The 22,535-nt window shown below is 64.8% G+C and carries 25 protein-coding genes and 1 tRNA gene; 10 read left to right on the forward strand and 16 right to left on the reverse strand.

Annotated features, from left to right (window positions below; translation table 11 throughout):
• Positions 1–6: 6 nt before the first annotated feature.
• The 7 genes from ACZIYR_RS09445 to ACZIYR_RS09475 form a co-directional block, all read right to left on the reverse strand.
• Positions 7–573: an acyl carrier protein phosphodiesterase gene (locus ACZIYR_RS09445; protein WP_483529009.1), complete on the reverse strand. Its 567-nt coding sequence runs from the start codon at positions 571–573 to the stop codon at positions 7–9.
• A gap of 13 nt (positions 574–586) precedes the next feature.
• Positions 587–940: a TusE/DsrC/DsvC family sulfur relay protein gene (locus ACZIYR_RS09450; RefSeq protein WP_473033516.1), complete on the reverse strand. Its 354-nt coding sequence runs from the start codon at positions 938–940 to the stop codon at positions 587–589.
• Positions 940–1,230: a sulfurtransferase complex subunit TusB gene (gene tusB, locus ACZIYR_RS09455; protein ID WP_483529010.1), complete on the reverse strand. Its 291-nt coding sequence runs from the start codon at positions 1,228–1,230 to the stop codon at positions 940–942. The genes ACZIYR_RS09450 and tusB overlap by 1 nt, the downstream gene beginning before the upstream one ends.
• A gap of 34 nt (positions 1,231–1,264) precedes the next feature.
• Positions 1,265–1,645 carry a sulfurtransferase complex subunit TusC gene (gene tusC / locus ACZIYR_RS09460; RefSeq protein ID WP_483529011.1) on the reverse strand — a complete coding sequence of 127 codons (381 nt, stop codon included), beginning with the start codon at positions 1,643–1,645 and terminating at the stop codon, positions 1,265–1,267.
• A gap of 9 nt (positions 1,646–1,654) precedes the next feature.
• Positions 1,655–2,047 (reverse strand): sulfurtransferase complex subunit TusD, encoded by a 393-nt coding sequence (tusD, locus tag ACZIYR_RS09465; protein WP_483529012.1) that lies wholly within the window; start codon positions 2,045–2,047, stop codon positions 1,655–1,657.
• Positions 2,048–2,124: 77 nt separating this feature from the next.
• Positions 2,125–2,796: a Bax inhibitor-1/YccA family protein gene (locus tag ACZIYR_RS09470; RefSeq protein ID WP_238976213.1), complete on the reverse strand. Its 672-nt coding sequence runs from the start codon at positions 2,794–2,796 to the stop codon at positions 2,125–2,127.
• A 109-nt stretch (positions 2,797–2,905) separates the two neighbouring features.
• Positions 2,906–3,352 carry an NUDIX hydrolase gene (locus ACZIYR_RS09475; protein WP_483529013.1) on the reverse strand — a complete coding sequence of 149 codons (447 nt, stop codon included), beginning with the start codon at positions 3,350–3,352 and terminating at the stop codon, positions 2,906–2,908.
• A 75-nt stretch (positions 3,353–3,427) separates the two neighbouring features.
• On the opposite strand from ACZIYR_RS09475, the gene ACZIYR_RS09480 reads away from it, so the two are divergent.
• A tRNA-Ser gene (locus ACZIYR_RS09480) sits at positions 3,428–3,517 on the forward strand.
• A gap of 100 nt (positions 3,518–3,617) precedes the next feature.
• Here the strand turns inward: ACZIYR_RS09480 and ACZIYR_RS09485 are convergent.
• On the reverse strand, positions 3,618–4,274 hold the full coding sequence (locus ACZIYR_RS09485; RefSeq protein ID WP_483529014.1) for a metallophosphoesterase: 657 nt from the start codon (positions 4,272–4,274) through the stop codon (positions 3,618–3,620).
• A 189-nt stretch (positions 4,275–4,463) separates the two neighbouring features.
• Between ACZIYR_RS09485 and ACZIYR_RS09490 the strand changes: the two genes are divergently transcribed.
• Positions 4,464–5,009 (forward strand): YaeQ family protein, encoded by a 546-nt coding sequence (locus tag ACZIYR_RS09490; protein WP_473033521.1) that lies wholly within the window; start codon positions 4,464–4,466, stop codon positions 5,007–5,009.
• Positions 5,010–5,072: 63 nt separating this feature from the next.
• Here the strand turns inward: ACZIYR_RS09490 and ACZIYR_RS09495 are convergent, their stop codons facing one another.
• Positions 5,073–6,779, reverse strand: coding sequence for a potassium/proton antiporter (locus ACZIYR_RS09495; protein ID WP_483529015.1), 1,707 nt, complete (start codon positions 6,777–6,779; stop codon positions 5,073–5,075).
• A 359-nt stretch (positions 6,780–7,138) separates the two neighbouring features.
• Between ACZIYR_RS09495 and ACZIYR_RS09500 the strand changes: the two genes are divergently transcribed.
• On the forward strand, positions 7,139–8,218 hold the full coding sequence (locus tag ACZIYR_RS09500) for an ABC transporter substrate-binding protein (RefSeq protein WP_483529016.1): 1,080 nt from the start codon (positions 7,139–7,141) through the stop codon (positions 8,216–8,218).
• Positions 8,219–8,228: 10 nt separating this feature from the next.
• Here the strand turns inward: ACZIYR_RS09500 and ACZIYR_RS09505 are convergent, their stop codons facing one another.
• Together ACZIYR_RS09505 and ACZIYR_RS09510 are read right to left on the reverse strand one after the other, a co-directional pair.
• A complete protein-coding gene (locus ACZIYR_RS09505; protein ID WP_483529017.1) occupies positions 8,229–9,011 on the reverse strand; it encodes an alpha/beta fold hydrolase in 783 nt (260 codons plus the stop codon).
• Positions 9,012–9,218: 207 nt separating this feature from the next.
• Positions 9,219–11,129 carry a propionyl-CoA synthetase gene (locus ACZIYR_RS09510; protein WP_473033524.1) on the reverse strand — a complete coding sequence of 637 codons (1,911 nt, stop codon included), beginning with the start codon at positions 11,127–11,129 and terminating at the stop codon, positions 9,219–9,221.
• A 348-nt stretch (positions 11,130–11,477) separates the two neighbouring features.
• Here ACZIYR_RS09510 and ACZIYR_RS09515 point away from each other — a divergent pair, with 348 nt between their 5' ends.
• Entirely contained in the window at positions 11,478–11,798 is a 321-nt protein-coding gene (locus tag ACZIYR_RS09515; RefSeq protein ID WP_473033526.1) for an ArsR/SmtB family transcription factor, read from the forward strand.
• A 3-nt stretch (positions 11,799–11,801) separates the two neighbouring features.
• On the opposite strand, the gene sohB is transcribed toward ACZIYR_RS09515, so the two are convergent.
• The gene (gene sohB, locus ACZIYR_RS09520; protein ID WP_483529018.1) at positions 11,802–12,845 is read right to left on the reverse strand and encodes a protease SohB; all 1,044 of its coding nucleotides are present in this window, start codon (positions 12,843–12,845) and stop codon (positions 11,802–11,804) included.
• Positions 12,846–13,005: 160 nt separating this feature from the next.
• Here sohB and ACZIYR_RS09525 point away from each other — a divergent pair, with 160 nt between their 5' ends.
• Positions 13,006–13,317, forward strand: a complete 312-nt coding sequence (locus tag ACZIYR_RS09525; RefSeq protein ID WP_473033529.1) for an SCP2 sterol-binding domain-containing protein — start codon at positions 13,006–13,008, stop codon at positions 13,315–13,317.
• 46 nt (positions 13,318–13,363) lie between these two features.
• On the opposite strand, the gene nudC is transcribed toward ACZIYR_RS09525, so the two are convergent.
• Genes nudC through ACZIYR_RS09545 form a run of 4 tightly spaced genes read right to left on the reverse strand, consistent with a single transcriptional unit; the run spans position 13,364 to position 16,213 of the window.
• On the reverse strand, positions 13,364–14,149 hold the full coding sequence (gene nudC, locus ACZIYR_RS09530; protein ID WP_473033531.1) for an NAD(+) diphosphatase: 786 nt from the start codon (positions 14,147–14,149) through the stop codon (positions 13,364–13,366).
• 5 nt (positions 14,150–14,154) lie between these two features.
• A complete protein-coding gene (gene dnaQ / locus ACZIYR_RS09535) occupies positions 14,155–14,910 on the reverse strand; it encodes a DNA polymerase III subunit epsilon (protein WP_473033533.1) in 756 nt (251 codons plus the stop codon).
• Positions 14,911–14,961: 51 nt separating this feature from the next.
• Positions 14,962–15,447: a ribonuclease HI gene (rnhA, locus tag ACZIYR_RS09540; RefSeq protein WP_483529019.1), complete on the reverse strand. Its 486-nt coding sequence runs from the start codon at positions 15,445–15,447 to the stop codon at positions 14,962–14,964.
• Positions 15,425–16,213, reverse strand: a complete 789-nt coding sequence (locus ACZIYR_RS09545; protein WP_483529020.1) for a methyltransferase domain-containing protein — start codon at positions 16,211–16,213, stop codon at positions 15,425–15,427. The genes rnhA and ACZIYR_RS09545 overlap by 23 nt, the downstream gene beginning before the upstream one ends.
• Positions 16,214–16,407: 194 nt before the next feature.
• Here ACZIYR_RS09545 and gloB point away from each other — a divergent pair, with 194 nt between their 5' ends.
• From gloB to ACZIYR_RS09570, 5 genes are all read left to right on the forward strand, one after another.
• Positions 16,408–17,175, forward strand: a complete 768-nt coding sequence (gene gloB, locus ACZIYR_RS09550) for a hydroxyacylglutathione hydrolase (protein WP_483529021.1) — start codon at positions 16,408–16,410, stop codon at positions 17,173–17,175.
• Positions 17,176–17,246: 71 nt separating this feature from the next.
• Positions 17,247–18,404: a transglycosylase SLT domain-containing protein gene (locus tag ACZIYR_RS09555; RefSeq protein WP_483529022.1), complete on the forward strand. Its 1,158-nt coding sequence runs from the start codon at positions 17,247–17,249 to the stop codon at positions 18,402–18,404.
• Positions 18,405–18,553: 149 nt separating this feature from the next.
• Complete coding sequence (locus ACZIYR_RS09560; RefSeq protein ID WP_483529066.1) at positions 18,554–20,350, forward strand: extracellular solute-binding protein; 1,797 nt, start codon at positions 18,554–18,556, stop codon at positions 20,348–20,350.
• Positions 20,351–20,377: 27 nt separating this feature from the next.
• A complete protein-coding gene (locus tag ACZIYR_RS09565) occupies positions 20,378–21,451 on the forward strand; it encodes a microcin C ABC transporter permease YejB (RefSeq protein WP_483529023.1) in 1,074 nt (357 codons plus the stop codon).
• Between the two features lie 4 nt (positions 21,452–21,455).
• Positions 21,456–22,535 (forward strand): ABC transporter permease, encoded by a 1,080-nt coding sequence (locus tag ACZIYR_RS09570; RefSeq protein WP_483529024.1) that lies wholly within the window; start codon positions 21,456–21,458, stop codon positions 22,533–22,535.

Consider the following 22,535-nt stretch of genomic DNA (forward strand, 5'->3'; position numbering starts at 1 on the left):
GCACGCTCAGGATTCGTCGCCCAGAGCGGCCTCCAGCTCGGGCCAGAGCCGTCGAAAGTCGTCGGCAAGCCGTGCATAGTCGGCTTCGATCCAGGGCACCAGCTCGGCCAGGCGATTGGGGCCAGAGAGGCGGCGACCGATTCCCTGCACCGCTTGGCAGGTGAACGCGAAATCAGCATAGCGGCGCAGCCAGTCCTGTTCGACCAGCAGCGGCATCATGGGCGCCAGGCGCGCCGGCGCTGGCTGGCTGGTCAGCAGACGATAGCAGCGTGGGATGAGCTGTGGCGCATCTCCCCGCAGGCATAGCCGCTTGGCCACGAAATGATCCCACACCAGATCCAGCGCAATCCCGGAAAAGCGCCGCAGCGGCGTCGGTGACCGGCGGCGCGCCTGGCGTACCACCGGATGGGCATCGACGAAGGCATCGACGCGACGATGGTGGCGAATGCCTCGTGCCACCGCAACCGGCCAGGCCGACAAGTCGCTGCCCTTCACGCCGTCGGCAATCAGGTTGCCGTAAAGAAAGTCGTCGCTGCCGCCGCGGGCCAGCCAGGCATGGGCCAGGAAGTTCATGACGGAGCGGACGTCACAGACAGTTGGCTGGCTTGGGGAGGCCCGCCAGGCGAGCTGCCACGCGGGCCGGACTGTCGGGGAAGAGCTTCATCAGATGCAGCGAGCGGCCCTTCTCCGGCCCCAGGGACTGACCCACCGCCTTGACCAGGGGGCGCATGGCGGGTGAGGACTCGAAGCGCGCATAGAAGGCTCGTAACACCTCAATCACCTCCCAGTGTTCATCCGTTAGCGTGCGCCCCTCCTCCTCTGCGAGGGCCTTCGCCACCGCGGGGCTCCAGTCATCAAGATTGACCAGATAGCCTTCGGGGTCCAGGGGAACGCAGTGTTCGCCCGCCTTCAGGTAACGTGCTATTGCCGTGGATGCCATCAGGACCAGCTCACCGTCTTGTCGGCCTCTTCGGTCAACAGCACGAAGCCGTCGACATCCACCACCTGCACGACGGCATCGCAGCGGCCATCGAGCCCGCGGGCCGCCAGGTCTTCGCGCAGGGCAAACAGTCGACCCTCGACTCCCTCGAAATGGCGAATCTGCGACGGCAGCGCGCCTAGCACGCCATCTTCAATCAGTAGCAGGCGATCCTCCGGACCCATACCGGCCAGGGCATCACGATAGGTCAGGCTGCTGCTGGGGGGGCGATTGAGAATATGCAGGATCATGGAGGCCTCGACGTTACAGTGTCCCGGACGCTATTCAAAAGGTTAGCACCAGCCGATGAGTGGCAATCAAGGTGGCGATATCGACGGGCCCTAGCGGTCGCGCGGGGAGCAGCAGCATCTCGCCATCGAGGTCGCGCTCCACCAGGGCGGCGCGGTCCAGGTAGAGCGCCTCGATATCGTACATGGCCAGCATGTCCAGGGTGGGCGCGGTCCCCTTCTGCCCCAGAGGGCCGGGGCCCTGGCCGGGGGTTAGCGCCATGACACCATCCGCTTGGAACAGCAAGCTAACCGCCTGGCCGAAGGCGGCGGCCACGAGAGCCGCATCGAGCCCCTCGCGAAGCCAGCTGCTCCCCTGGGGAGGATGGCGCAAGATGACCAGCACATCGCCGCCGAGTGGATTGTCTCGCTCGTACATCGCGTCTCCTCAGGGAGAAAAGGTCACCAGGCGATCGCTGCTCAGTCCCAGGTCGATCAGCTGGCCGAGGCCGGTCAGCTCGAAGGGCGGCTCGACGCTGTGCCCCGCCTTGCCGTGGCGGCTGGCTTCGCGCTCGTCGAGCAGCCCCCGCCGCAGCGCCGCAGCGATGCAGACCTGCAGGCGGGTGCCGTGCTCGTCGTGAAGGGCTCGCCAGGCATCCAGCAGGTTGGGCTCGTCCTGGGGCGGTGCCGCCAGCCGGGCGGCATTGTAGACGCCATCGTGGTAGAAGAAAACGCTCTCCAGGGTATGGCCTCTGGCGAGCAGCGCCCTGGCGAAGCGCAGGGCGGAATGGGCAGCCTGTCGGCTGTAGGGCGGCCCCTGTACAAGCAGTGCGTAGCGCATCTTGGCTGGTGTCCCGCTATCTCAAACGCACAGGCCCCGCCGGAGCGGGGCCTGCCGGTTCGCGTGGCGTGTCGCCGTCAGTCGTTGCTCATGATCCCCAGCAGGGCCAACAGGCTGACGAAGAGATTGTAGATCGACACGTAGAGCGTGATGGTGGCCAGAATGTAGTTGGTCTCTCCGGCACGGTGCACGATCTCGCTGGTCTGGTAGAGGATGGCGGCGGAGGCGAAGAGCACAAAGCCCGCCGAAACCATCAGCATCAGGGTGGGGATCTGGAAGATCAGGCCCGCCACCATGGCCAGGATCAGCACGATGGCACCGGCCATCAGGAAGTTGGCGAGAAAGCTGAAGTCCTTCTTGGACACCAGGGCCACGGCCGACAGACCGATGAAGGTCAGGCCGGTCATCGCCAAGGCGTTCATGATCAGCGCGGCACCGTTGGGCAGTGCCAGGTAGGCACTGAGGATGGGGCCGAGCGTGAAGCCCATGAAGCCGGTGAAGGCGAAGGTAGCCAGCAGGCCGGCCGCCGAGTTGGCAGTCTTGTGCACCAGGAACATCAGGCCATAGGCGCCGATGAAAAAGACCAGGATGTTCATGCGCTCGATGCCCATGGCCATGGCGGCGCCGGCGGTCACAGCAGAGAACAGCAGCGTCATGGCCAGCAGGCCATAGGTGTTACGCAGCACCTTGTTAGTCGTCAGCGCCGACTGCTGCTGGGTCTGTGTCACATGCGTTTCGTTATAGGCCATCGATCCAGAGCTCCCTGTGGTTGATCTTGGTTGATCACGGCAGTGGACAAAGGATGCCGTCGCTTGGTTCCCGACGCAAGCCCTCGACCTCACAAGGGTCAACGAAAGCTCAGCGCAGTGGGTCAGCACCCAGCAACTGAAGCGCGATGTCGCGTGCGCTATCGCAGAGCGACGGCTCGCTGCGCAGCGCCGGGATATCCAGCCAGACGACCTCGCTGGCATCGTCGCCGGCCTCCCCCCAGCCACGCAGCCGCCGACACAGCACCACGACGACCACGTAGTGGTAGGCAAGCTGACCCTCATGATCATAGTGTAGCTGGTCGATGGCGGTGAGCACGCGTACCGGCGCGGCTTCGATGCCGCTCTCCTCGCGCAGCTCGCGAACGGCGGCCGCCAGCAGTGCCTCGCCCGCTTCGATCCGCCCGCCGGGTAGCGCCAATTTTCCCAGGTTGGGTGCCTTGCCCCGTCGCACCATTAGCACGCGCCCTGCCTCCACCAGCGCCGCGGATACGGCAGGGCAAGGCAGGCTGCGGGCGGCTGGCGCTGTGGCTGACATGGCATCTCTCCTTCGAATCCTGTCGGAACCCCTTGACCTAGCGAGGAATACTGGTAGTATTCTCCGCCGTAAGCCGGAGGGATGGCAGAGCGGTTGAATGCACCGGTCTTGAAAACCGGCGTAGGTGAGAGCCTACCCAGGGTTCGAATCCCTGTCCCTCCGCCACCGTTTCAAAGGGGAATCCGCCGTCAGGCCGATTCCCCTTTTTCTGTTCGCCTGGGCGATAACGCGCCTTGAAGTCGAATGTTGCAACGGGTCGCTATCGCTAAGGACAGCCGCGAGCCACCAGCTCGCCGGCCTCCACCAGCGTCAGCTGCCCGGAGTGGAAGGCGCCAGTATCGATATAGTGAACGTTGCCCAGGGTCAGAGGCGCCTCAACGATAGTGTGACCCACGACCACCATGTCGATGCCAGTCACTGGTGTTGTGTCACACCGGGCGATGCGATCACGCCCCCAGAGCAGTCGTTCGGTATCGGCCTGCTCGATCTGCGCCCAGTCGGCCGGGGGCTCGGCGTGGACCAGGCCAACCCGCCGTCCCTCCACCTCGATTTCGCGCGCATAGGGCAGGTGCGGGAGCGCCGCCTCGAGGCGGCGACGTGCGTCCCCGCGCCCATGCCGCAGCACCCAGCAACCGCCATTGAGTAGCCAAAGCCCCCAGGCCCCGGCGCTGCCGTCACAGAGCGCCGCCTTGGCCAGCTGCTCGTGATTGCCCATCACACTGAAGAACCAGGGCTCATTGACGAGGGCCAGGCATCTATGGGAGGCCGCACCGCGGTCGATCAGATCCCCCACCGCGAACAGGCGATCCCTGTCGCGCTTGAAGTCGACATTTTGCAGCGCCCGTTCCAGCAGCGGATACTGGCCGTGGAGATCGCCAATGAAAAAATCGCGACCGCGCGTGTTGGCTTGGTGCCTGATCAACTTGATGCGGCCTCCTTCGCAAGCAGCGCCTGCTTGCCCTGTCAGTCGCCCGCGATGCCGAAACGGCTCTGCCTGCTCTTACCATGGCAGACATTCCGCCTTGGCCGCCATCCCCACAGTGCGACGATACCCCGTTGGCGTAGCGTATGGCATGATGGCGCCCTCCTCCCGCCTAGGTAGCTTCGTTTCATGGCATTAAAGGCACGCATTCACCGGGTTCAGCTCCAGGTCGCCGATATGGAGCGCCACTACTACGCCGACCATGCATTGACCGTGGCCCAGCATCCATCGGAAACCGATGAGCGGATGATGCTGCGGCTGCTGGCCTTCGCCCGGCACGCCGATGAGGCGCTGGCGTTTGGGCGCGGCGTGAGCACCGAGGACGAGCCCGATCTCTGGCAGAAGGACCTTACCGGGGCCATCGAACACTGGATTCAGCTCGGGCAGCCCGATGAGAAGAGTGTTCGCCGGGCCTGCGCCCGCGCCAGGCAGGTAACCCTCTACACCTACAGCGGGCATGGCGCCCAGCTCTGGTGGGAACAGCACGGCCACCGGCTCGCCATGTTCGGTAACCTGAGCGTCATCGATGTCGATCCAGCCTCGGTACAGGCGCTAGCGAGCCTGGTCGGCAGAAGCATGAACCTGCACTGCACGCTGCAGGACGGTATGACGTGGCTGAACACCCCGGATGAGTCGGTGGAAGTCGCCTTGACCTGGCGCAAGCACGCAAGCTGATTGCCTTGCCCGCCCCGAGCAGGCGGCGGATGCCACCAGGGCATCCACGACCACATCCGGCGGTCAATAGAGCCTCAGGCCCACTCGCGTCACTTTATTCCCCTCCATCTCGCTGACCACCCAGTGAATGCCGTGCCAGTCCACATCGTCGCCCACCACGGGGTGTCCGCCGACGCGCAGCGAGACGAACTCGGCCAGGGTCATCTCCTGCTCGCCGGGGCTGAGTGTCAAGCCATAGACGCCGGCGATGTCGCGCATCAGGGCGTCGCCATCGAAAGTGAAGGTGCCAAAGAAGGCGCGCTCTCGTTTGAGTTTGGCATCGCCGCTGAACAGGCGATTCAGCGCGGGCAGGTCATCGGCACGGCCGATCACGCAGATCACGTCACCGATCCTGAGCCGCGTGCTGCCCTTCGGATGCAGCATGGCGTGCTCACGAAACAGCGCCGAGATCACGGCGCCGGAGGGAAAGCGCAGCAGGCGAATGGGCACGTCATCCAGGTCTTGATTCTCGACCTGATAGACGAACATCTCATAGTCATTCTCCGGCAGAATGCCCAACGGGCCGCGATGGTTGGGCGTCACCCCCATAGGGACCTCGACGCGCATCCAGCGCGCCATCAGCGGCAGGCTGCCGCCCTGGATCAGCAGCGACATCAGCACCACGGCGAAGGCCACATTGAAGTAGAGCGAGGCATTCTCGACGCCGCCGATCACCGGGAAGATCGCCAGCACGATCGGCACCGCCCCGCGCAGCCCCACCCAGGCAATGAAGCCGAGCTCTCGCCAGCGAAACTTGAAGAACGGCTTGATGCTGACCAGTACGGCCAGGGGGCGGGCCACGAAGATCAGCGCCAGGGCGACCAGCGATGCCGGCAGCGCCACCTCGAGCAGCTCCATGGGGCTGACCAGCAGCCCAAGAATCAGGAAGAGGCCGATCTGACTCAGCCAGGCAAGCCCGTCGTGTACCGGCAAGATGAAATTGAGATGACGGCCAGGCTGGTTGCCGATCATCAGGCCGGTCAGGTAGATAGCGAGAAAACCGCTGCCGCCGAGAAAACCGGTAAGGCCGAAGACCGTGAACCCGAGGGCCAGGGCCAGCAGCGAGTAGAGCCCCGGGGCCAGATCGACCCAGCGCAGAAGGCGGGCGATCAGCCAGCCGGCCCCGAGGCCGATCACCAGCCCGAGGCCGAACTGGGTGACCAGAAACAGCAGGGTATCGGCCACCCCGCCGATCTCGCCCACCAGCAGCTCGACCAGCATGATGGTGAGAAAGATCGCCATGGGGTCGTTGGTCCCCGACTCGATCTCCAGGGTGGCGCTGACTCGCTCGTTAAGGTGCACACCACGCCCGCTGAGCATGGAAAATACCGCCGCCGCGTCGGTGGAGCCGACGATGGCCCCCACCAGCAGCCCCTGCACCAGCGACAGCTCAAAGACCCACATGGCGATCAGGCCGACCAGGGCGCTGGTCAGGAAGACCCCCAGGGTGGCCAGCGTCAGCGCCGGCTTGAACCCCACACGGAAGGTCTTGAGACGGGTGCGCAGGCCGCCGTCGAGCAGAATCATGGCCAGCGCCAGATGGCCGATCACGAAGGCCAGAGAATGGTCGTCGAACTCGATGCCGAGCAGGCCGTCCTCGCCTGCCAGCATGCCCAGCCCCAGGAAGATCAACAGCAGCGGCAACCCCACCAGGGTGGAGAGGCGACTGCCCAGCACGCTCAGGGCGATGAGAAATCCGCTGAGCAGAAAGAGGGTGTTGATGGTATCCATGCCATTCCTCGAAACACAATCACGGGCATTATGACACGGCCATCATGACAGAGCAGTGGCCGGCGGCTGGTCACCGGGCCATCGGCGAAGCTACACTGGCCGCTCGCCGATGGCCCCGCCGCCGCTGGAGATTTCCCACCCCCATGGCCACCTCGACACTTCGATGGTTTACAACCCGCGCGCTGGCCCTGACGCTGGCCGCTGCTGTCCTGGCCCCAGGCCCGGCCATCGCTGAGACGCCAGAAGCCCTCCCCGAGGACGCGTCTCCCCTGCACCTTGATTCCGACGTGATGGTGCCCATCCCACTCCATGACGTTGCGCCTACCGAGACCCCATCGGCGTCTTTCTCGGTGCCTCCCTTGCTCGATGCACCCGGCGATGCACCGGCTCGGGTGGCAGTACCGCCGGTGGTCGAAGGCCCGGGGAGCATCGACCTGGCGCCGCTGCTCGCCCCTTCACCCGTCGAGGACGAGGCGGTAACGGCGGATGAACCGGTGCCCTCGGTGGCCATCGAGCCCGCCGAGCCCATCGCGCCCCCGCCGATGACGGCGCTGGAGATCACTCTGGACTGGTATCTCAACCCCCAGCATGCTGCCCTGCTGGTCGCGCGTGAAAAGGGCATGTTTCAGCGCCGGGGCCTGGAGGTCACCCTGACGAGCCCGGCGGATCCCAATGTGCCTGCCAAGCTCCTGGCGGCCGGACGCACCGACCTGGCGCTCGGCCGCCAAGCGCTGCTGCACCTGAAGGCTGGGAGTGGGCTGCCGCTGATCAGAGTTGCCACCCTGATCGACACTCCGCTGGGAGGGGTGGTCCTGAAGCAGTCGGTGGACGAGGCCCCAGGCGAGCCCGAATTGGCTAGCCTGCGGCTTGGCTATACCGATCAGGACAGTCGCGAGGTGGTCCTCACCGGCCTGCTGGCGAAGGAGGGAGGCCTGGACCGCCTCACCACCCTCACCGATGTGAATTTCTCGGCACTGGACGCCATGCGGGCCGAATCACTCGACGGGGTGGTCGTCAACCAGCGCTACCTGCTGCCCCGTCAGCTGGCCGATGAGGGTATCGCCACCCGCACCCTGCGCATCGAAGAGCATGGCGTGCCGGTCCACGATGGCCTGATCCTGATGGCCAACCGAGATCGGCTCAATGGCCAGCGTGAGGCGTTTCGGCATCTGCTCGCCGCCTTGGAGGAGGCCAGCCTGTGGATTCTCGATCACCGAGAGGAGGCCTGGGAACTGCTGATCTCGGCCGAGCCGGCCCTGGACGACCCCAACATGCGCGAGGCCTGGGACGATATCCTGCCACGCCTGACACGACGCCCTGCTGCCGTGGATCAGGGGCGCTATCACCGCTTCGAGAGGTTCCTGCTGGATGCCGGTATTCTCGAGGAAGGCTCCACCGTCGAGCGACTGGCCGTGGACCTGGGGAGCCCAGGCCCATAGTCATTCGACCCTATGCCGACAGGCTGGCAAGAAAATCGTTTACTGCCGCCTGGAAGGCGTCGGGCTGCTCGGCGTGCAGCCAGTGCCCCGCCGTTTCGAGGGTGACCACCTGGGCCTGGGGCAGCCGCGCGTAGAGAGCCGGCAGCATCTCCTCGGTCACATAGGCGGATCGGCCGCCCCGCAGGACCAGCGTGGGTCCCTCGAAGCTCCCTTCGCCCGGCGGTGCCTGCATGATATCCGGATAGCCCGCCTCGATCTGGTCCAGCCCCAGGCGCGGCGTCAACCTACCCGCCTCGTCTCGCTCCAGGTTGGTAGCCAGAAACAGCCGAGTTGCCCGGTCCTCGACATGCTCGGCCAACAGCGCATCGGCTTCGCGCCGGTTGGCGGGACGCCCGCTCTCCACGCGCCGCAGGCCGGCGAACACCGCATCGTGGCCGTGACCATAGGCCACGGGGGCAATATCGGCGACGATCAGCGAGGCGAGCCGCTCGGGCGCCTGCTGCGCCAGGCTGATCGCTACCTTGCCACCCATCGAGTGACCCAGCAGGTGGGCGCGCTCGATCCCTAGCCGATCCATCAGGCCTAGTAGATCGTCTGCCATCTCCTCGTAGCGCATGCCAGCGACGTGGGGGGAGCGGCCGTGATTGCGAAGGTCCACTGCCACAACGCGCCGATCCGCCTGCCACTGCTTGACATGAGAGCGCCAGTTGTCGGCGCTGCCCAGCAGGCCATGCACCACCACCAGTGGCGTGCCGCTCCCCCCGGTATCAAGATAATTGAGATCGACGGTCATCGAGACTCCCATCATAGCGTTGGTCGGTCAGGCGAGCAGCGTCTGGCGCTTGCCCGGAAAGAGGCGTGAATTATACGCCGTGGCCCTGCGCGCTGACCAATGCCCACCGGCCCATGCGTGGAAGGCCAGCCGAGGTGGCTCACAAACGCCAGGACGCCGCCCACGGGGCGGCGTCCTGGCATTATCGCGCGTCGTTGGCTCGTCGGATCATACCTGGCGGGCCTCGTGGGCAGCCCCCACGGAGCGCTCCTTCATGGCGTCATGCACGTCCTGCAAGCTGGCCGGATCGTCGATGGTGGACGGTACGCCGTACTCCTTGCCGTCGGCGATGGTGCGCAGCAGTTTGCGTAGGATCTTGCCCGAGCGGGTCTTGGGAAGCCGGTTGACCACCAGCACCTGCTTGAAACAGGCGATGGGGCCGATCTTGTCGCGCACCAGGGCGATCAGCGCCTCTTCCAACGCCACCTCGTCACCGTCGAAGCCGTCTTTGGGGATTACCAGACCCACCGGCAGCTGCCCCTTGAGGGCGTCATGGATACCGATCACCGCACATTCGGCGACCGCCGGGTGGGCACCGACCACCTCTTCCATTTCACCGGTGGAGAGTCGATGACCGGCGATGTTAATGACATCGTCGGTGCGCCCCATGATGAAGAGATAGCCGTCTTCGTCGAAGTAGCCGCCGTCGCCGGTCAGATAATAGCCCGGAAACGCCGCCATGTAGGCACTGTGGAAGCGCTGGGGGTCCCCCCAGACACCCACCAGGCAGCCGGGAGGCATCGGCTGCTGGATCACCACGCTGCCTTGCTCCATCGGCTTAGCCGGCTCGCCGTCGCGATTGAGGATCTGAACGTTAAAGCCGGGGACCGGCACCGTCGCTGAGCCGGCCTTGGTCGGCATGGGCTCTAGGCCCTGCAAGTTGGCAGCAATCGGCCAGCCGGTCTCGGTCTGCCACCAGTGATCGATCACCGGCACGTCCAGCAGATCGTCTAGCCAGTGGAAGGTTGGCGGGTCGAGGCGCTCGCCGGCCAGGAACAGCGCCTTGAGGCAGGAGATATCATACTGCTGCAGCAGCTTGCCGTCCGGATCCTCCTTCTTGATGGCGCGAAAGGCGGTCGGCGCGGTGAAGAAGCTCTTGACCTGGTACTCGTTGATCAGTCGCCAGAAGGCGCCGGCATCCGGCGTCTTCACCGGCTTGCCCTCATAGACCACGGTGGTACAGCCGCGCAGCAGCGGCGCATAAACGATATAGGAGTGGCCCACGACCCAGCCCACGTCTGAGGCGGAGAAGAACACCTCACCAGGCGCGACATCGTAGATCGCCTCCATCGAATAGTGCAGCGCCACCGCATAGCCCCCGGTGTCGCGCACCACGCCTTTGGGCTTGCCGGTGGTCCCCGAGGTGTAGAGCACGTAGAGCGGATCGCTGCCCTTGACCGGCACGCAGTCGGCCGGCTCGGCGGTCTCCATCAGCGTCGCCCAGTCATGATCGCGTGAGCCGAGCTCGGCGGTCAGCTGCTCTCGCTGCAGGATCACACAGGCCTCGGGCTTGTGCTCGCTCTGCTCGATGGCGGCATCGATGATCGGCTTATAGGGAATGACCCTGTCGATCTCGATCCCGCAGGAGGCAGCCACGACGGCCTTGGGCTGCGCATCGTCGATGCGCACCGCCAGCTCATGGGGCGCGAAGCCACCGAATACCACGGAATGGACGGCCCCCAGGCGGGCACAGGCGTACATGGCCATCAGCGCTTCCGGGACCATCGGCATGTAGATGACCACGCGGTCCCCCTTCTCGACGCCCAGCCCCTTCAGCGCTCCGGCAAAGCGCGCGACCTGGTCGCGCATCTCGCGGTAGCTGACGGTGCGCTTGCTGTTCGTCACCGGGGAGTCCCAGAAAATGGCGGGCTGGTCGCCGCGACCCTGCTCCACGTGGTGGTCGAGAGCGGCGTGACAGATATTGAGCTCGCCGTCGACGAACCAGCGGGCATGCTGCTGTTCATCATAGTCAAGGATGGTCTTGGGCGGCGTGAACCAGGGAATCCGGCTTGCCTGCTCTTCCCAGAATGACTCGGGCTGAGTGATAGAGTGCTGAAATTCTGATGAGTAATTGGTCATGAGTGTCCTGTCCGGCGTCAAGTTGCTGCGGTGATTGTTGACACTCTAGAGATTTTTCCGGGATTTTCCCTCATACCATCGGCTAATTTGGGGGTCAAAATAGCAGAGCCTGCGCACATTGTTGACAACACTCAAGCCATTAGCGGCCGATCCCGGGTGAGAATGCGTTGATTCGACGTTTGACAGCCGCCGCTCCACTATCAATGATGACTAAATGAGTAAGCCATGAGCGTTGCCTCCCGGAGATGGCGTACCGACGAGGCGTGTCACGGGCTCAGGGGAACTGCCCGCCGTCGCCCGCCCCGCTTTCGCCATAAGCATCCGGGCAACCAATACGGGGAAACCATCATGAGCACCTCAGCGAGCGCCGCCGCCCGACTCCTGGAGGCTGGCGATGGCGCCATCGACCAGGCCACCGCCCTGCTCAAGGCACTGGCCAACGAAAACCGGCTGCGCATTCTCTGCCTGCTGGACGGCAGGGAGCTGTCGGTCACCGAACTCAACCGGCGGTTGTCGTTGAGTCAGTCGGCGCTGTCGCAACACCTGGCGATTCTGCGTCGTGAAGGGCTCGTCACCACGCGGCGCGCCTCCCAGACCATCTACTACTCTCTGCAGGGCGAGCAGGCCGGCCAGATGGTGGAGGCGCTGACCCACCTGCAGCAACTGTAGCGGTCAGCGTCGCTCCCAGCGTCCGGCATCCAGGCGCTCCAGCAGGCGCTCGATGCCCCGCTCGACGGCGGTGGAGAGCGAGAGGCCCAGCCGCTCCCCCATCGGCCGGCGAGACTCGAGCGTGACACTCACCACTCTCGCCTCTTCCATGCGCGAGACCAAATAGGCCTCGCAGGTGCCCAGGGCGTCGATCAACCCCTTGCCGAGGGCATCGCGGCCGTACCATATCTCGCCTGTGGCAATCGCCTCGATATCCAGGTTGGGGCGGCGCTCTGCGACATGCGCCTTGAACAGTTCATGGGTGTTTTCCAGGTCCGCCATGAACTTTTCGCGCCCCTCCTCGGTATTTTCGCCGAAGATCGTCAGGGTGCGCTTGTACTCGCCGGCGGTGAGCAGCTCCACGTCGATGTCATGACGTTTCAGCAGGCGGTGCACATTGGGCAGCTGAGCCACCACCCCGATCGAGCCCAGTACGGCGAAGGGTGCCGCCCTCAGGTGATCGGCGGCACAGGCCATCATGTAACCGCCGCTGGCGGCCACCTTGTCGACGCACACCGTGGTCGTCAGGCCGGCCTCCCGCAGGCGGTCCATCTGGGCAGCGGCGAGACCGTAAGCGTGGACCAGCCCTCCTGCCGATTCCAGCCGTACCACGACCTCGTCACCCTCCTCGGCTGCCGCCGTCACGGCAGAAATTTCCTCGGCCAGGCGCCCTGCCCCGCTGGCCTTCAGATCGCCGCGAAACTCCAGCACCCACACCGTCGGACGGGGCGTCTTCTCCTGCTGGTGGCGTCCACGGCGTCCGTCGGACTTGTCGCTGCGGCGAAACGCCTTGAGCAGGCGCTTGCGGGCGCCAGGCTCAGATGCCGCCAGCGCCAGGCGACGGCGCCGATACTCGCGGCTGTGATTGAGCTCCTCCAGCCGTAGCCGCATGCGCTCGCCCCCCTCGCCGCGCGCTCGAGCAATCACCGCCACTACCAGCCCCGCCACCAGCGCCAACAGCATCAGCTGGACCAAGAAGGTTCCGATATCCATCAGCCAATCGTTCACCTTGATTCCCCCGCTTCCCTGAAGATGCCATCATCCTGCCCCCGGCTGTCGGCCGGCACAATGGCCTTGATTGAAACAGTCGTTTGAAATATGCTCGGCAGGGTTCGGGCCCTGACGTGCCAAGCCCCGCCTACCCCCTTTTCATAGAGGAAAGCCGCACATGTCCAGCACCACCCTTGAAAAGCTGCAAGACCGCTTCGATGCCCAGGCCGCCGAAGGCATGGACGACGTCTTCCAATTCCACTTCAGCGATGCCGGTAGCCACTATCTGGTGGTCAAGGACGGTAGCCTGGCGATCGAGGAAGGCGAGCATGAAGACCCCAGTGTCACCCTGAGCCTGAGCACCGACACCCTGAAAGGCGTGATGAACGGACAGATCAACGGCATGACCGCCTTCATGACCGGCAAGCTCAAGGCCACCGGCAACGTCATGCTGGCCACCAAGCTCACCAGCCTCTTCCCGGCACGCTGAGGGCAAAGGCAAGGGGCGTGCTCGGCTCTGCGGGCCGCCCCGTGGCTTACCCAGGTGATTCAGTGCCCCCGCTCACCTCCGCGAGGTGAGTCTCGATCAGCGCGCGTGAGATCGAATAGAGGGGAGGCAGCTGGGGAAGCTGCCGTGGGCTGAACCAGGCAGCATCGGCGATCTCCACCCCATCGATGCGAATCCGGCGCGTGGCGGCTTCGGCGAAATAGCCCAGCATCAGCGAATGGGGAAAGGGCCATGCCTGACTACGGTAGTAGCGTAGCCGTCCCACCGTCAGGCCTACCTCCTCGAAGATCTCGCGCCGCACGGCATCCTCGGCCGACTCGCCCGGCTCAATGAACCCTGCCAGCGTGGAATAGCGTCCCGGCGGGAAGCGCGGGCTTCTCGCCAGCAGCAGAGAGTCTCCATGGGTCACCAGGGTGATGATGCATGGCGATATTCGCGGGTAGTTGCGATGGCCACAGCGCCGGCAGTGCATGGCAAACTCGGCATCCAGCGGGGATGCCGGAGCGCCGCAGCGGCCGCAGTAGCGGTGATCGTTGAGCCAAGCGGCGACCTGCAGCGCCGTGGAGAGCAGCGGGAACCACGACTCTGCCAGCAGCGACAGCCAGCGACGGCCATCCGGCCAGCTCGGCTCCGGCTCGTCCTCCAGGGCCAGGGCAACGGGCGTCTCGTGCCAGTAGCACAGCGGCTGTAGTGCTTCGCCCCAGCGCTGCTCGGGCTGAAGCGGTGAACCGTCAGGCCCCGGCGCGATTCGCCCCTGGGCGATACGAATCACCCGACCCATTCCCCCCGAAGGCGGCAGTTCACGACGCAACATGGCGCTTAATGCCCCTTGCTGGCGAATAGCGCCTCGAGATCATCCCAACAGCAATGGCCCGCTGCCTCGCGGATCTGCTCCAGCTTCGCACGATGGGCGGCCCACTCATCATCGGCAGGTTGCTGGATACGCAGACTGCCGGGAGACAGAGAGAGCCGACGAATGGCCAGGCCGCCGCTCTGGACTTGCTCATCGCCCGCGTGCTCTGCGTCCAGCGTCAGGGCGGTCTGCCCGCCGGTCATGGCCAGATAGACCTCGGCGAGAATCTCGGCATCGAGCAGTGCACCGTGCAGGACCCGGCGACCGTTGTCGATCTCGTAGCGCTTGCACAGGGCGTCGAGATTGTTGCGTTGGCCCGGATGCCGGTCGCGGGCCAGCTTCAGGGTATCCAGAATCCGGCAGTGCTCGGCCACCGGGCCCAGTCGCGGCTCCCCGCGCTTGGCCTGCAGCAGCGTGAATTCATGGTCGATGAAGCCGACGTCGAAGGCGGCATTGTGAATGACCAGCTCGGCACCGCGGATGTACTCCCAGAACGCATCGGCGATCTCAGCGAAACGCGGTTCGTCGGCGACCCGTTCATTGGTAATGCCGTGCACCCCGACGGCTTCGGCCTCGATCTCTCGCTCCGGGTTGATGTACTGATGGTAGTTGTTACCGGTAAGACGGCGGTTGACCAGCTCCACCGCACCGATCTCGATCAGTCGATGGCCCTCTCGAGGGTCGATGCCGGTGGTTTCCGTATCCAGGACGATCTGGCGCATTGGCTCGCTCGTGAATCAGGTGGCTCGAAAATCGGGAAAGGGAAGCGCCGACTACTCGACGGCGGCACGGGTAGTGGCACGATGGGCATCGATGGCCTCGTTGGCCAAGGCGTCGGCATGCTCGTTGCCCGGATGGCCGCTATGCCCCTTGACCCAGTGCCATTGAACCCGGTGGCGCTGGGTTTCGGCCAGCAGTTCCCGCCACAGCTCGGCATTCTTGACCGGTTGGCGGGCCGCGGTCTTCCAGCCGCGCTTGATCCAGCCGTGAATCCATTCGGTGATGCCCTTGCGCAGGTACTCGGAGTCGGTCCACAGCTCCACCTCGCATTCGCGTTTCAACTCACGCAGCGCCATGATCGCCGCCATTAGCTCCATGCGATTGTTGGTGGTGTTGGGCTCGAAGCCGTTCAGGGTTTTCTCATGGCGACCGCTGCTGAGCACCGCTCCCCAGCCGCCCGGCCCTGGATTGCCGCGGCAGGCGCCATCGGTATAGACAGTGACCCGCGGCAGCGGGTCACTCTGACGGGATTCGTTCAACCTCGGTCGTCCTTTCGCTTTGTCGTCCAACGCGGGTGGCGTGGCCCAGCGCAGCGCCACCGAGCGCGCCACCCAGCCGCAGGCGTGGTTTCTGTGTTTGCACCAGCCGCGAACGGCGCCGGGCACGGATGATATAGCTGTCGCCCAGCGGGACATTGTGTCGGCGCCCCAAGGTCTCCAGCGCGGCATTGCGCGGCAGGCTGCCGGGCAGATGAAATCCGCAATAGTCTACCCGCTCGATCTGGAAGTCGACAAACGCCAGCCAGTCACGCAGACGCCCCGGCGTCCGCCATTCACCCCGCCAGGGCAGGCGTCGACGGCGCCCCGGCAGGGCGCGCGCCAGGCCAGCCGTTCCCAGGGGCGCCCAACCGAAGATTATCAGGCTGCCATCCGCGGCGGTGACACGCGCCGCCTCATGAAGCAGGCGATGAGGATTGGGCAGGATCTCCAACAGGTGATGGAGCACCACCAGGTGCAGGCATTCGTCGGGCAGCGGCAGAGCCTCGGGGGGACAAACCAGAGTGGCAGGGCCTTCGGCCAGCTCAGCAGTCGGCGCCCAGCGCAGGCGGTGGCGTATCGGACACATGTCGATCAGCGTAGGCGCCATGCCAAGCTCCAGGCTGTGTCCACCATGCAGCTGCTCACAGACCGGACCGAGGCAAGCGCGCTCGGTACGCCAGTGGGCACAGCCATCCTCCGTCGCCCAATAGCGGCGCCCCTCGCGAAACAGGCGCGCCAGTGCAGTCGCATCGTGCGCGTTTGACATTGTCTACCAGACCCTCCAAGATACTCGGTTTTGCAGGCCAATAGCATCATATTGGCAGCACTCAGCCGCCTGGCCGACAGCTCCTCGAGCCCGTCCCTTGAGTTAACCGCTAGGCGACGGCCTGGAGCGAGCGCCCTGCTCCTGCGGTGCCATGCCGCTTACCCGGTTGACGACGCGACGAGGACACACTGCCCATGCTGAGCGTGACACCGATTCCCGCTTTTGGCGACAACTATATCTGGCTACTCCGTCAGGATACGAACACCGAGGTCTGCGTCGTGGACCCGGGTGACGCGGACCCGGTGATCGAGATGCTGGAACGCGAGAATCTCACCCTGGGCAGCGTCTTGATTACTCACCATCACCAGGATCATGTCGGTGGTCTGCCCGAACTGATACGCCGCTACTCGCCGCGGGTCATCGGCCCTCACAATCCCAGTATCGAGGGGATCGACGAGCGTGTCGGCGAAGGCGACACCTGCCGGGTCATGGGTCGTCGCTTCGAGATAATGGAAGTGCCGGGCCACACCCTTGACCATATCGCCTTCTTTACGGCGGGCATCCCGCCGCTGCTGTTCTGCGGCGACACGCTGTTTTCCGGCGGCTGTGGCCGACTGTTCGAAGGCACGCCTGAACAGATGTACCGCTCGCTGCAGCGTCTCGCCGACTTGCCAGACGACACTCTGGTATTCGCCGCCCACGAGTACACCCTGGCCAACCTGCGTTTCGCCAGCGCCGCGGATCCTCGTAACCCGGATGTGGCCACGGCGATCGCCAACACCGAGCGCGCCAGGGAACTCGACCGCCCCACCCTGCCCAGCCACCTGGGGCGTGAGCGGCGTATCAATCCCTTCCTGCGCTGTGCCGAGCCCGAGGTGCGAAGCGCCGCAGCGGCTCACGGCGACACCGACACCGACCAGGCGACCTTCGCAACCCTGCGCGCCTGGAAAGACCGTTTCTGAACCACGATCCCGGACGCCGCGACGAGGAATCGGCCAGCCCGACCTCGTCCCTGCGGCCAGGAGGAGAACGCATGACCTATCGAACGGCACGGCGCCGAGCCATCGGCCTGGCCAGCAGTATCGCCCTGATCGGCGCCTTGGCGGCAGCCGGCACATCCAGTCAGGCTGCCACTCGGGCCACTGCCACCCCTCCGGCTCAGCTGCATTTCTGGGACGCTCTCGAGCTGCAGCCGGCCTCGGGCAACACCTGGGACAGGCTGCGTGACAACCTGGCGTGGCAGGAGAGGGCCCACGACGAACGGGTTCAGCGTTGGATCGATCACTACCGCGACAGCCCCCATAACGTGGTAGAGATTACCGAGCGCGCTCGCCCCTGGATGGCCTGGATCATCGAACAGGTCGAGGCGCGCGATCTGCCCGGCGAGATCGCCCTGATTCCGTTCGTCGAGAGCTCTTTCGACCCGAAAGCCCGCAGCCATCGCGGCGCCGCGGGTCTCTGGCAGTTCATGCCGGGTACCGGCGATGCATTGGGCCTGCGACGTCAGCGCGGCTATGACGGTCGCCTGGACGTCGTCGCCTCGACCCGGGCGGCGCTGGACTATATCGAACTGCAGGCCGAACAGTGGTATGACGGCGACCTGGAGCTATCGCTGGCCGCCTACAACGCCGGCGCTGGCACCGTGAACCGTGCACGGCATGCAGCGGGCGCGCGTGGCGAGTCCACCGACTATTGGCACCTGCGTCTGCCTAATGAAACCATGCAGTACGTGCCCAAGCTGCATGCCATCGCGGCAATCATTGCCGAGCCGGAAGCTTACGGTATCGAACTGCCTGACATCGATGATACCCCGGCCTTCGCCAAGATCCCGGTTGACGCTCCGCTCGACCTTGGCCAGCTAGCCCATCAGGCGGGGGTCAGCCCCAGCGAACTGGCGGCCTTGAACCCGGGCCTCACCAACGGCAGCGCCCACCCGTCGACCGCCGAGGTCGTGCTGGTACCAGCGGAGCGTGAAGAGGTGGTCCTGGCGCGCCTGTCCACCCCGGCGCCGAACGCCACACAGGGCGGGGCCGAGCAGCACCTGGTGCAGCAGGGCGACAGCCTTTCGTCCATCGCTTCTCGCTACGGCATCAGCATCTCCGAGCTAAGGCAGCATAATGGCCTCAACGGCGACGTCATCCATGCCGGACAGACCCTCGCCGTCCCGCGCCGCAGCCTGGCATCCCGATAAGCGGGGCGGCGTCGGAAGAGGTTTACAAGCCACGGCCGGCCTGACACCTTATGGCGGTTATCGCCCGGGCTTCCGGGCCAGGAACCCCATCAAGGACGTCATCGATGACCCTAGCGCTACGCCGCCTGCTGATTGGTACCGTTGCTGGCATGACCACCATCTTGGCACCGCTGGTGATAGCCGCCGAACCAGCGGTCCCGACGGTCCACGGCCTCGCGCTCTACGACGAACCCGCGCTCCCCACGGATTTCCCGCACTTCCCCCACGTCAATCCCGATGCCCCCAAGGGGGGCAGCATGACCCGGGCGGCCGTGGGCAGCAGCTTCGATTCCACCAATCCCTTCATCATTCGTGGTACGCCCGCCATTGGTCTGGGCCAGATCTACGATACCCTGCTCGAGGGCAGTCCCGATGAGCCGTTCAGCGTCTACGGCCTGCTGGCGGACGGCATGCGCCTTGACCCCGAGCGCTACTGGATCGAATTCGACCTTCGCGCCGAGGCCCGCTTCCATGATGGCGAGCCCCTGACCGCCGAGGATGTGGCCTTCAGTTTCGAGCTACTGCGCGACGAGGGGAATCCCTTCTATCGCGCCTACTATGCCGATGTGGAGGGTGTCGAAGTCTTAGACACGCACACCGTGCGTTTCACCTTCAGCAGCAATCACTCCCGGGAGCTGCCGCTGATCGTCGGCCAGCTGCCGGTGCTGCCCAAGCACTACTGGGGGGGACGGGACTTCAGCTCACCGACGCTGGCACACCACCCCGGCTCTGGCCCCTATCGCATCGGCGAGGTGGACCCCGGGCGACGCATTGTCTATGAGCGCGATCCCGACTACTGGGGACGGGACCTGCCGGTCAATCGCGGACGTCACAACATCGACCGCCTTATCTATGATTACTACCGGGATCGCGACATCGCCTGGGAGGCCTTCAAGGCCGGCGTCATGGACTATCGCACCGATGCCCGGGCCGCAACCTGGGCGATCGGTTACGACTTTCCGGCCTATCGCGACGGGCTGGTCCGGCGCATCACGGTGCCGGACGGCCAGCCGGCCACGATGCAGGCCTTCGTGTTCAACCTGCGCCGCGACACCTTCCAGGACCCGCGGGTTCGCGAAGCATTGAGCCTGACCTTCGACTTTCCCTGGCTCAATGCCAACATTTTCTATGACGCCTACCAGCGTACCGAAAGCTTCTTCCAGAACTCGGACATGGCCGCCCGAGGGCTGCCAGGCGAGGACGAGCTCGCGCTGCTAGAGCCCCATCGCGATGCCCTGCCAGAGAGGTTGTTCGAGGAGCCGACCCCCATCGAACATCCGCAGGACCTGCGCGAGCGCCTGCGACTGGCCTATGATCTGCTCCAGGACGCCGGCTATGCGGTCGAGGACGGCCGCCTGGTGCACGGTGAAACGGGCCAACCCCTTAGCCTGGAAGTGCTGCTCTTCGACAGCGGCCTGGAGCGGGTGGTGCAGCCGATGCTGCGCAACATGTCGCGCCTCGGCATCCAAGGCAGCCTACGCATCGTCGACATCAATCAGTATCTCAACCGACTGCGCAGCTTCGATTTCGACATCATCACCGGCCAGTTTCCGCAATCCAACAACCCGGGCAACGAACAGCGCGAGTTCTGGACCAGCGACTTCGCCGAGAGCCCTCAAAGCCGTAACCTGATGGGCCTCGCCGACCCGGTGGTGGACGATTTGGTCGAGCGCATGATTCGCGCCGACAGCCGAGAGGAGCTCAACACCATCGCCCGCGCCCTGGACCGCGTACTGCTGTGGAACTTCGTGATGATTCCCCACTACCACTCCGGCGAGACCCGCATCGCGATCTGGGACAAGTTCGGCTATCCCGAACCTTTCCCCACCTACGGACTCGACCTCGCCGCCTGGTGGGTCGACGTCGAGCGTGAGGCCGAGATCAACCGTCGACTGCGCCGTCGCTGACGGGAATGCCATAAGGAATGTGCCATCGTGAGTCGCTATGTCCTGCGCCGCCTGCTGCTGATGATTCCAACGCTGATCGGCATCATGCTGCTCAATTTCGTCATCGTTCAAGCCGCGCCGGGCGGCCCGATCGACCAGATGCTTGCCCGCTTCGAGGGGGTGGACAGCATGGCCAGCACCCGGCTCGATGCCGGCGGCGGGGACGTGGTGATTCGTGACGAGTCTCGAGGGGCGCGCGGGGTCGACCCCCAGTTTATCGAACAGCTCGAAGCCCAGTTCGGCTTCGATCAGCCAGCCCATGTGCGCTTCGTGACCATGATGCGCGACTATGCCACTTTCGACTTCGGCAACAGCTTTTTTCGCGACCGTCCCGTCATCGACCTGATGATCGAGCGACTGCCGGTATCGATCTCGCTGGGTCTCTGGACCACCCTGCTGGTCTACCTGATCTCGATTCCACTGGGCATCCGCAAGGCCTTGCGACACGGCTCCCGATTCGATGTCTGGACCTCGGGGCTGGTGATCGTCGGCTATGCCATTCCGGGGTTTCTGTTCGCCATCCTGCTGATCGTGCTGTTTGCCGGCGGCAGCTATTGGGATTTTTTCCCGCTGCGCGGCCTCACCTCCCCCGATTTTCATGAGCTATCGCCCTGGGGCAAGGTCAAGGACTATCTCTGGCATATCACCCTGCCGGTGGCCGCCATGACCATCGGCAGCTTTGCCACCCTGACCATGCTGACCAAGAACAGCTTTCTCGATGAGATCCACAAGCAGTACGTGCTAACCGCGCGAGCCAAGGGGGCCAGCGACCGCGGGGTGCTGTACGGCCATGTGTTCCGCAATGCCATGCTGATCATCATCGCCGGCCTGCCCGGGGCCCTGGTCACCATCTTCTTTACCGGCTCGCTGTTGATCGAGGTGATCTTCTCGCTGGAGGGACTCGGTCTGCTCGGCTTCGAGGCGGTGATGCAGCGCGACTATCCGGTCATCTTCGGCACCCTCTTCCTCTATACCCTGATCGGGCTGATCCTCAAGCTGGTCTCCGACCTGACCTATGTGTGGGTGGACCCGCGCATCGACTTCGAGACAAGGGAGTCCTGAGCCGATGGCATTTCAAGACCGCTTCTCCCCCATCACGCGGCGCCGACTGGCCGTCTTTCGCGGCAATCGTCGCGCCTGGGTCTCGCTGTGGATCTTCCTCGCCCTGTTCGGGATGAGCCTAGCGGCAGAGCTGATCGCCAACGACAAGCCACTGATCATGCACTATGACGGGGAGTGGTACGTGCCACTGCTGGTGGACTACCCGGAAACCGAGTTTGGCGGCTTCCTGCCGACCCGTACCGACTATCACGACCCTTTTATCCAGGCGCAGATCGACAAACACGGCTGGGCCCTGTGGCCACCGATTCCCTTCTCCTACCAGACCCTGGACATGCAGATGATGCGCCCCTCTCCGGCTGCGCCCGATGGCCGGCACTGGCTGGGCACCGACGATCAAGGCCGCGATGTCCTGGCGCGTGTCATCTATGGCTTTCGCCTCTCGGTGGCCTTTGCCCTGGTGCTCACCGCCGGCTCTCTGGTGATGGGCGTGGTCATTGGCGGTATCCAGGGTTATTTCGGCGGCAAGACCGACCTGATCGGTCAGCGTCTCACCGAGATCTGGTCGGGCCTGCCGGTGCTCTTCCTGCTGATCATCCTGGCCAGCCTGGTTCAGCCCGGCTTCTGGTGGCTACTCGGCATCATGCTGCTGTTCTCCTGGCTGGGGCTGGTGGATGTGGTGCGCGCCGAGTTCCTGCGTGCCCGCAACCTGGAGTATGTTAAAGCCGCGAAGGCCATGGGGCTGCCCTCCCACCTGATCATGTGGCGCCATGTGCTACCCAACGCCATGGTGGCCACCCTGACCTTTATTCCCTTTCTGTTTACCGGTGCGATAACTACCCTCACCGCCCTGGATTTCCTCGGCTTCGGGCTGCCACCGGGCTCGCCCTCGCTGGGCGAGCTGGTCGCCCAGGGAAAGAACAACCTGCACGCCCCCTGGCTCGGTATTACCGCCTTCGTCAGCCTGTCACTGATGCTCTCGCTACTGGTTTTCATCGGTGAGGGACTGCGCGACGCCTTCGATCCCCGCCATATCCAGCTGAGCGCGCCTTCCACACCGCTGCCGAGGACCCAAACGAATGCGTGA

It is taken from the genome of Billgrantia sp. NRB1 (assembly GCF_056921725.1).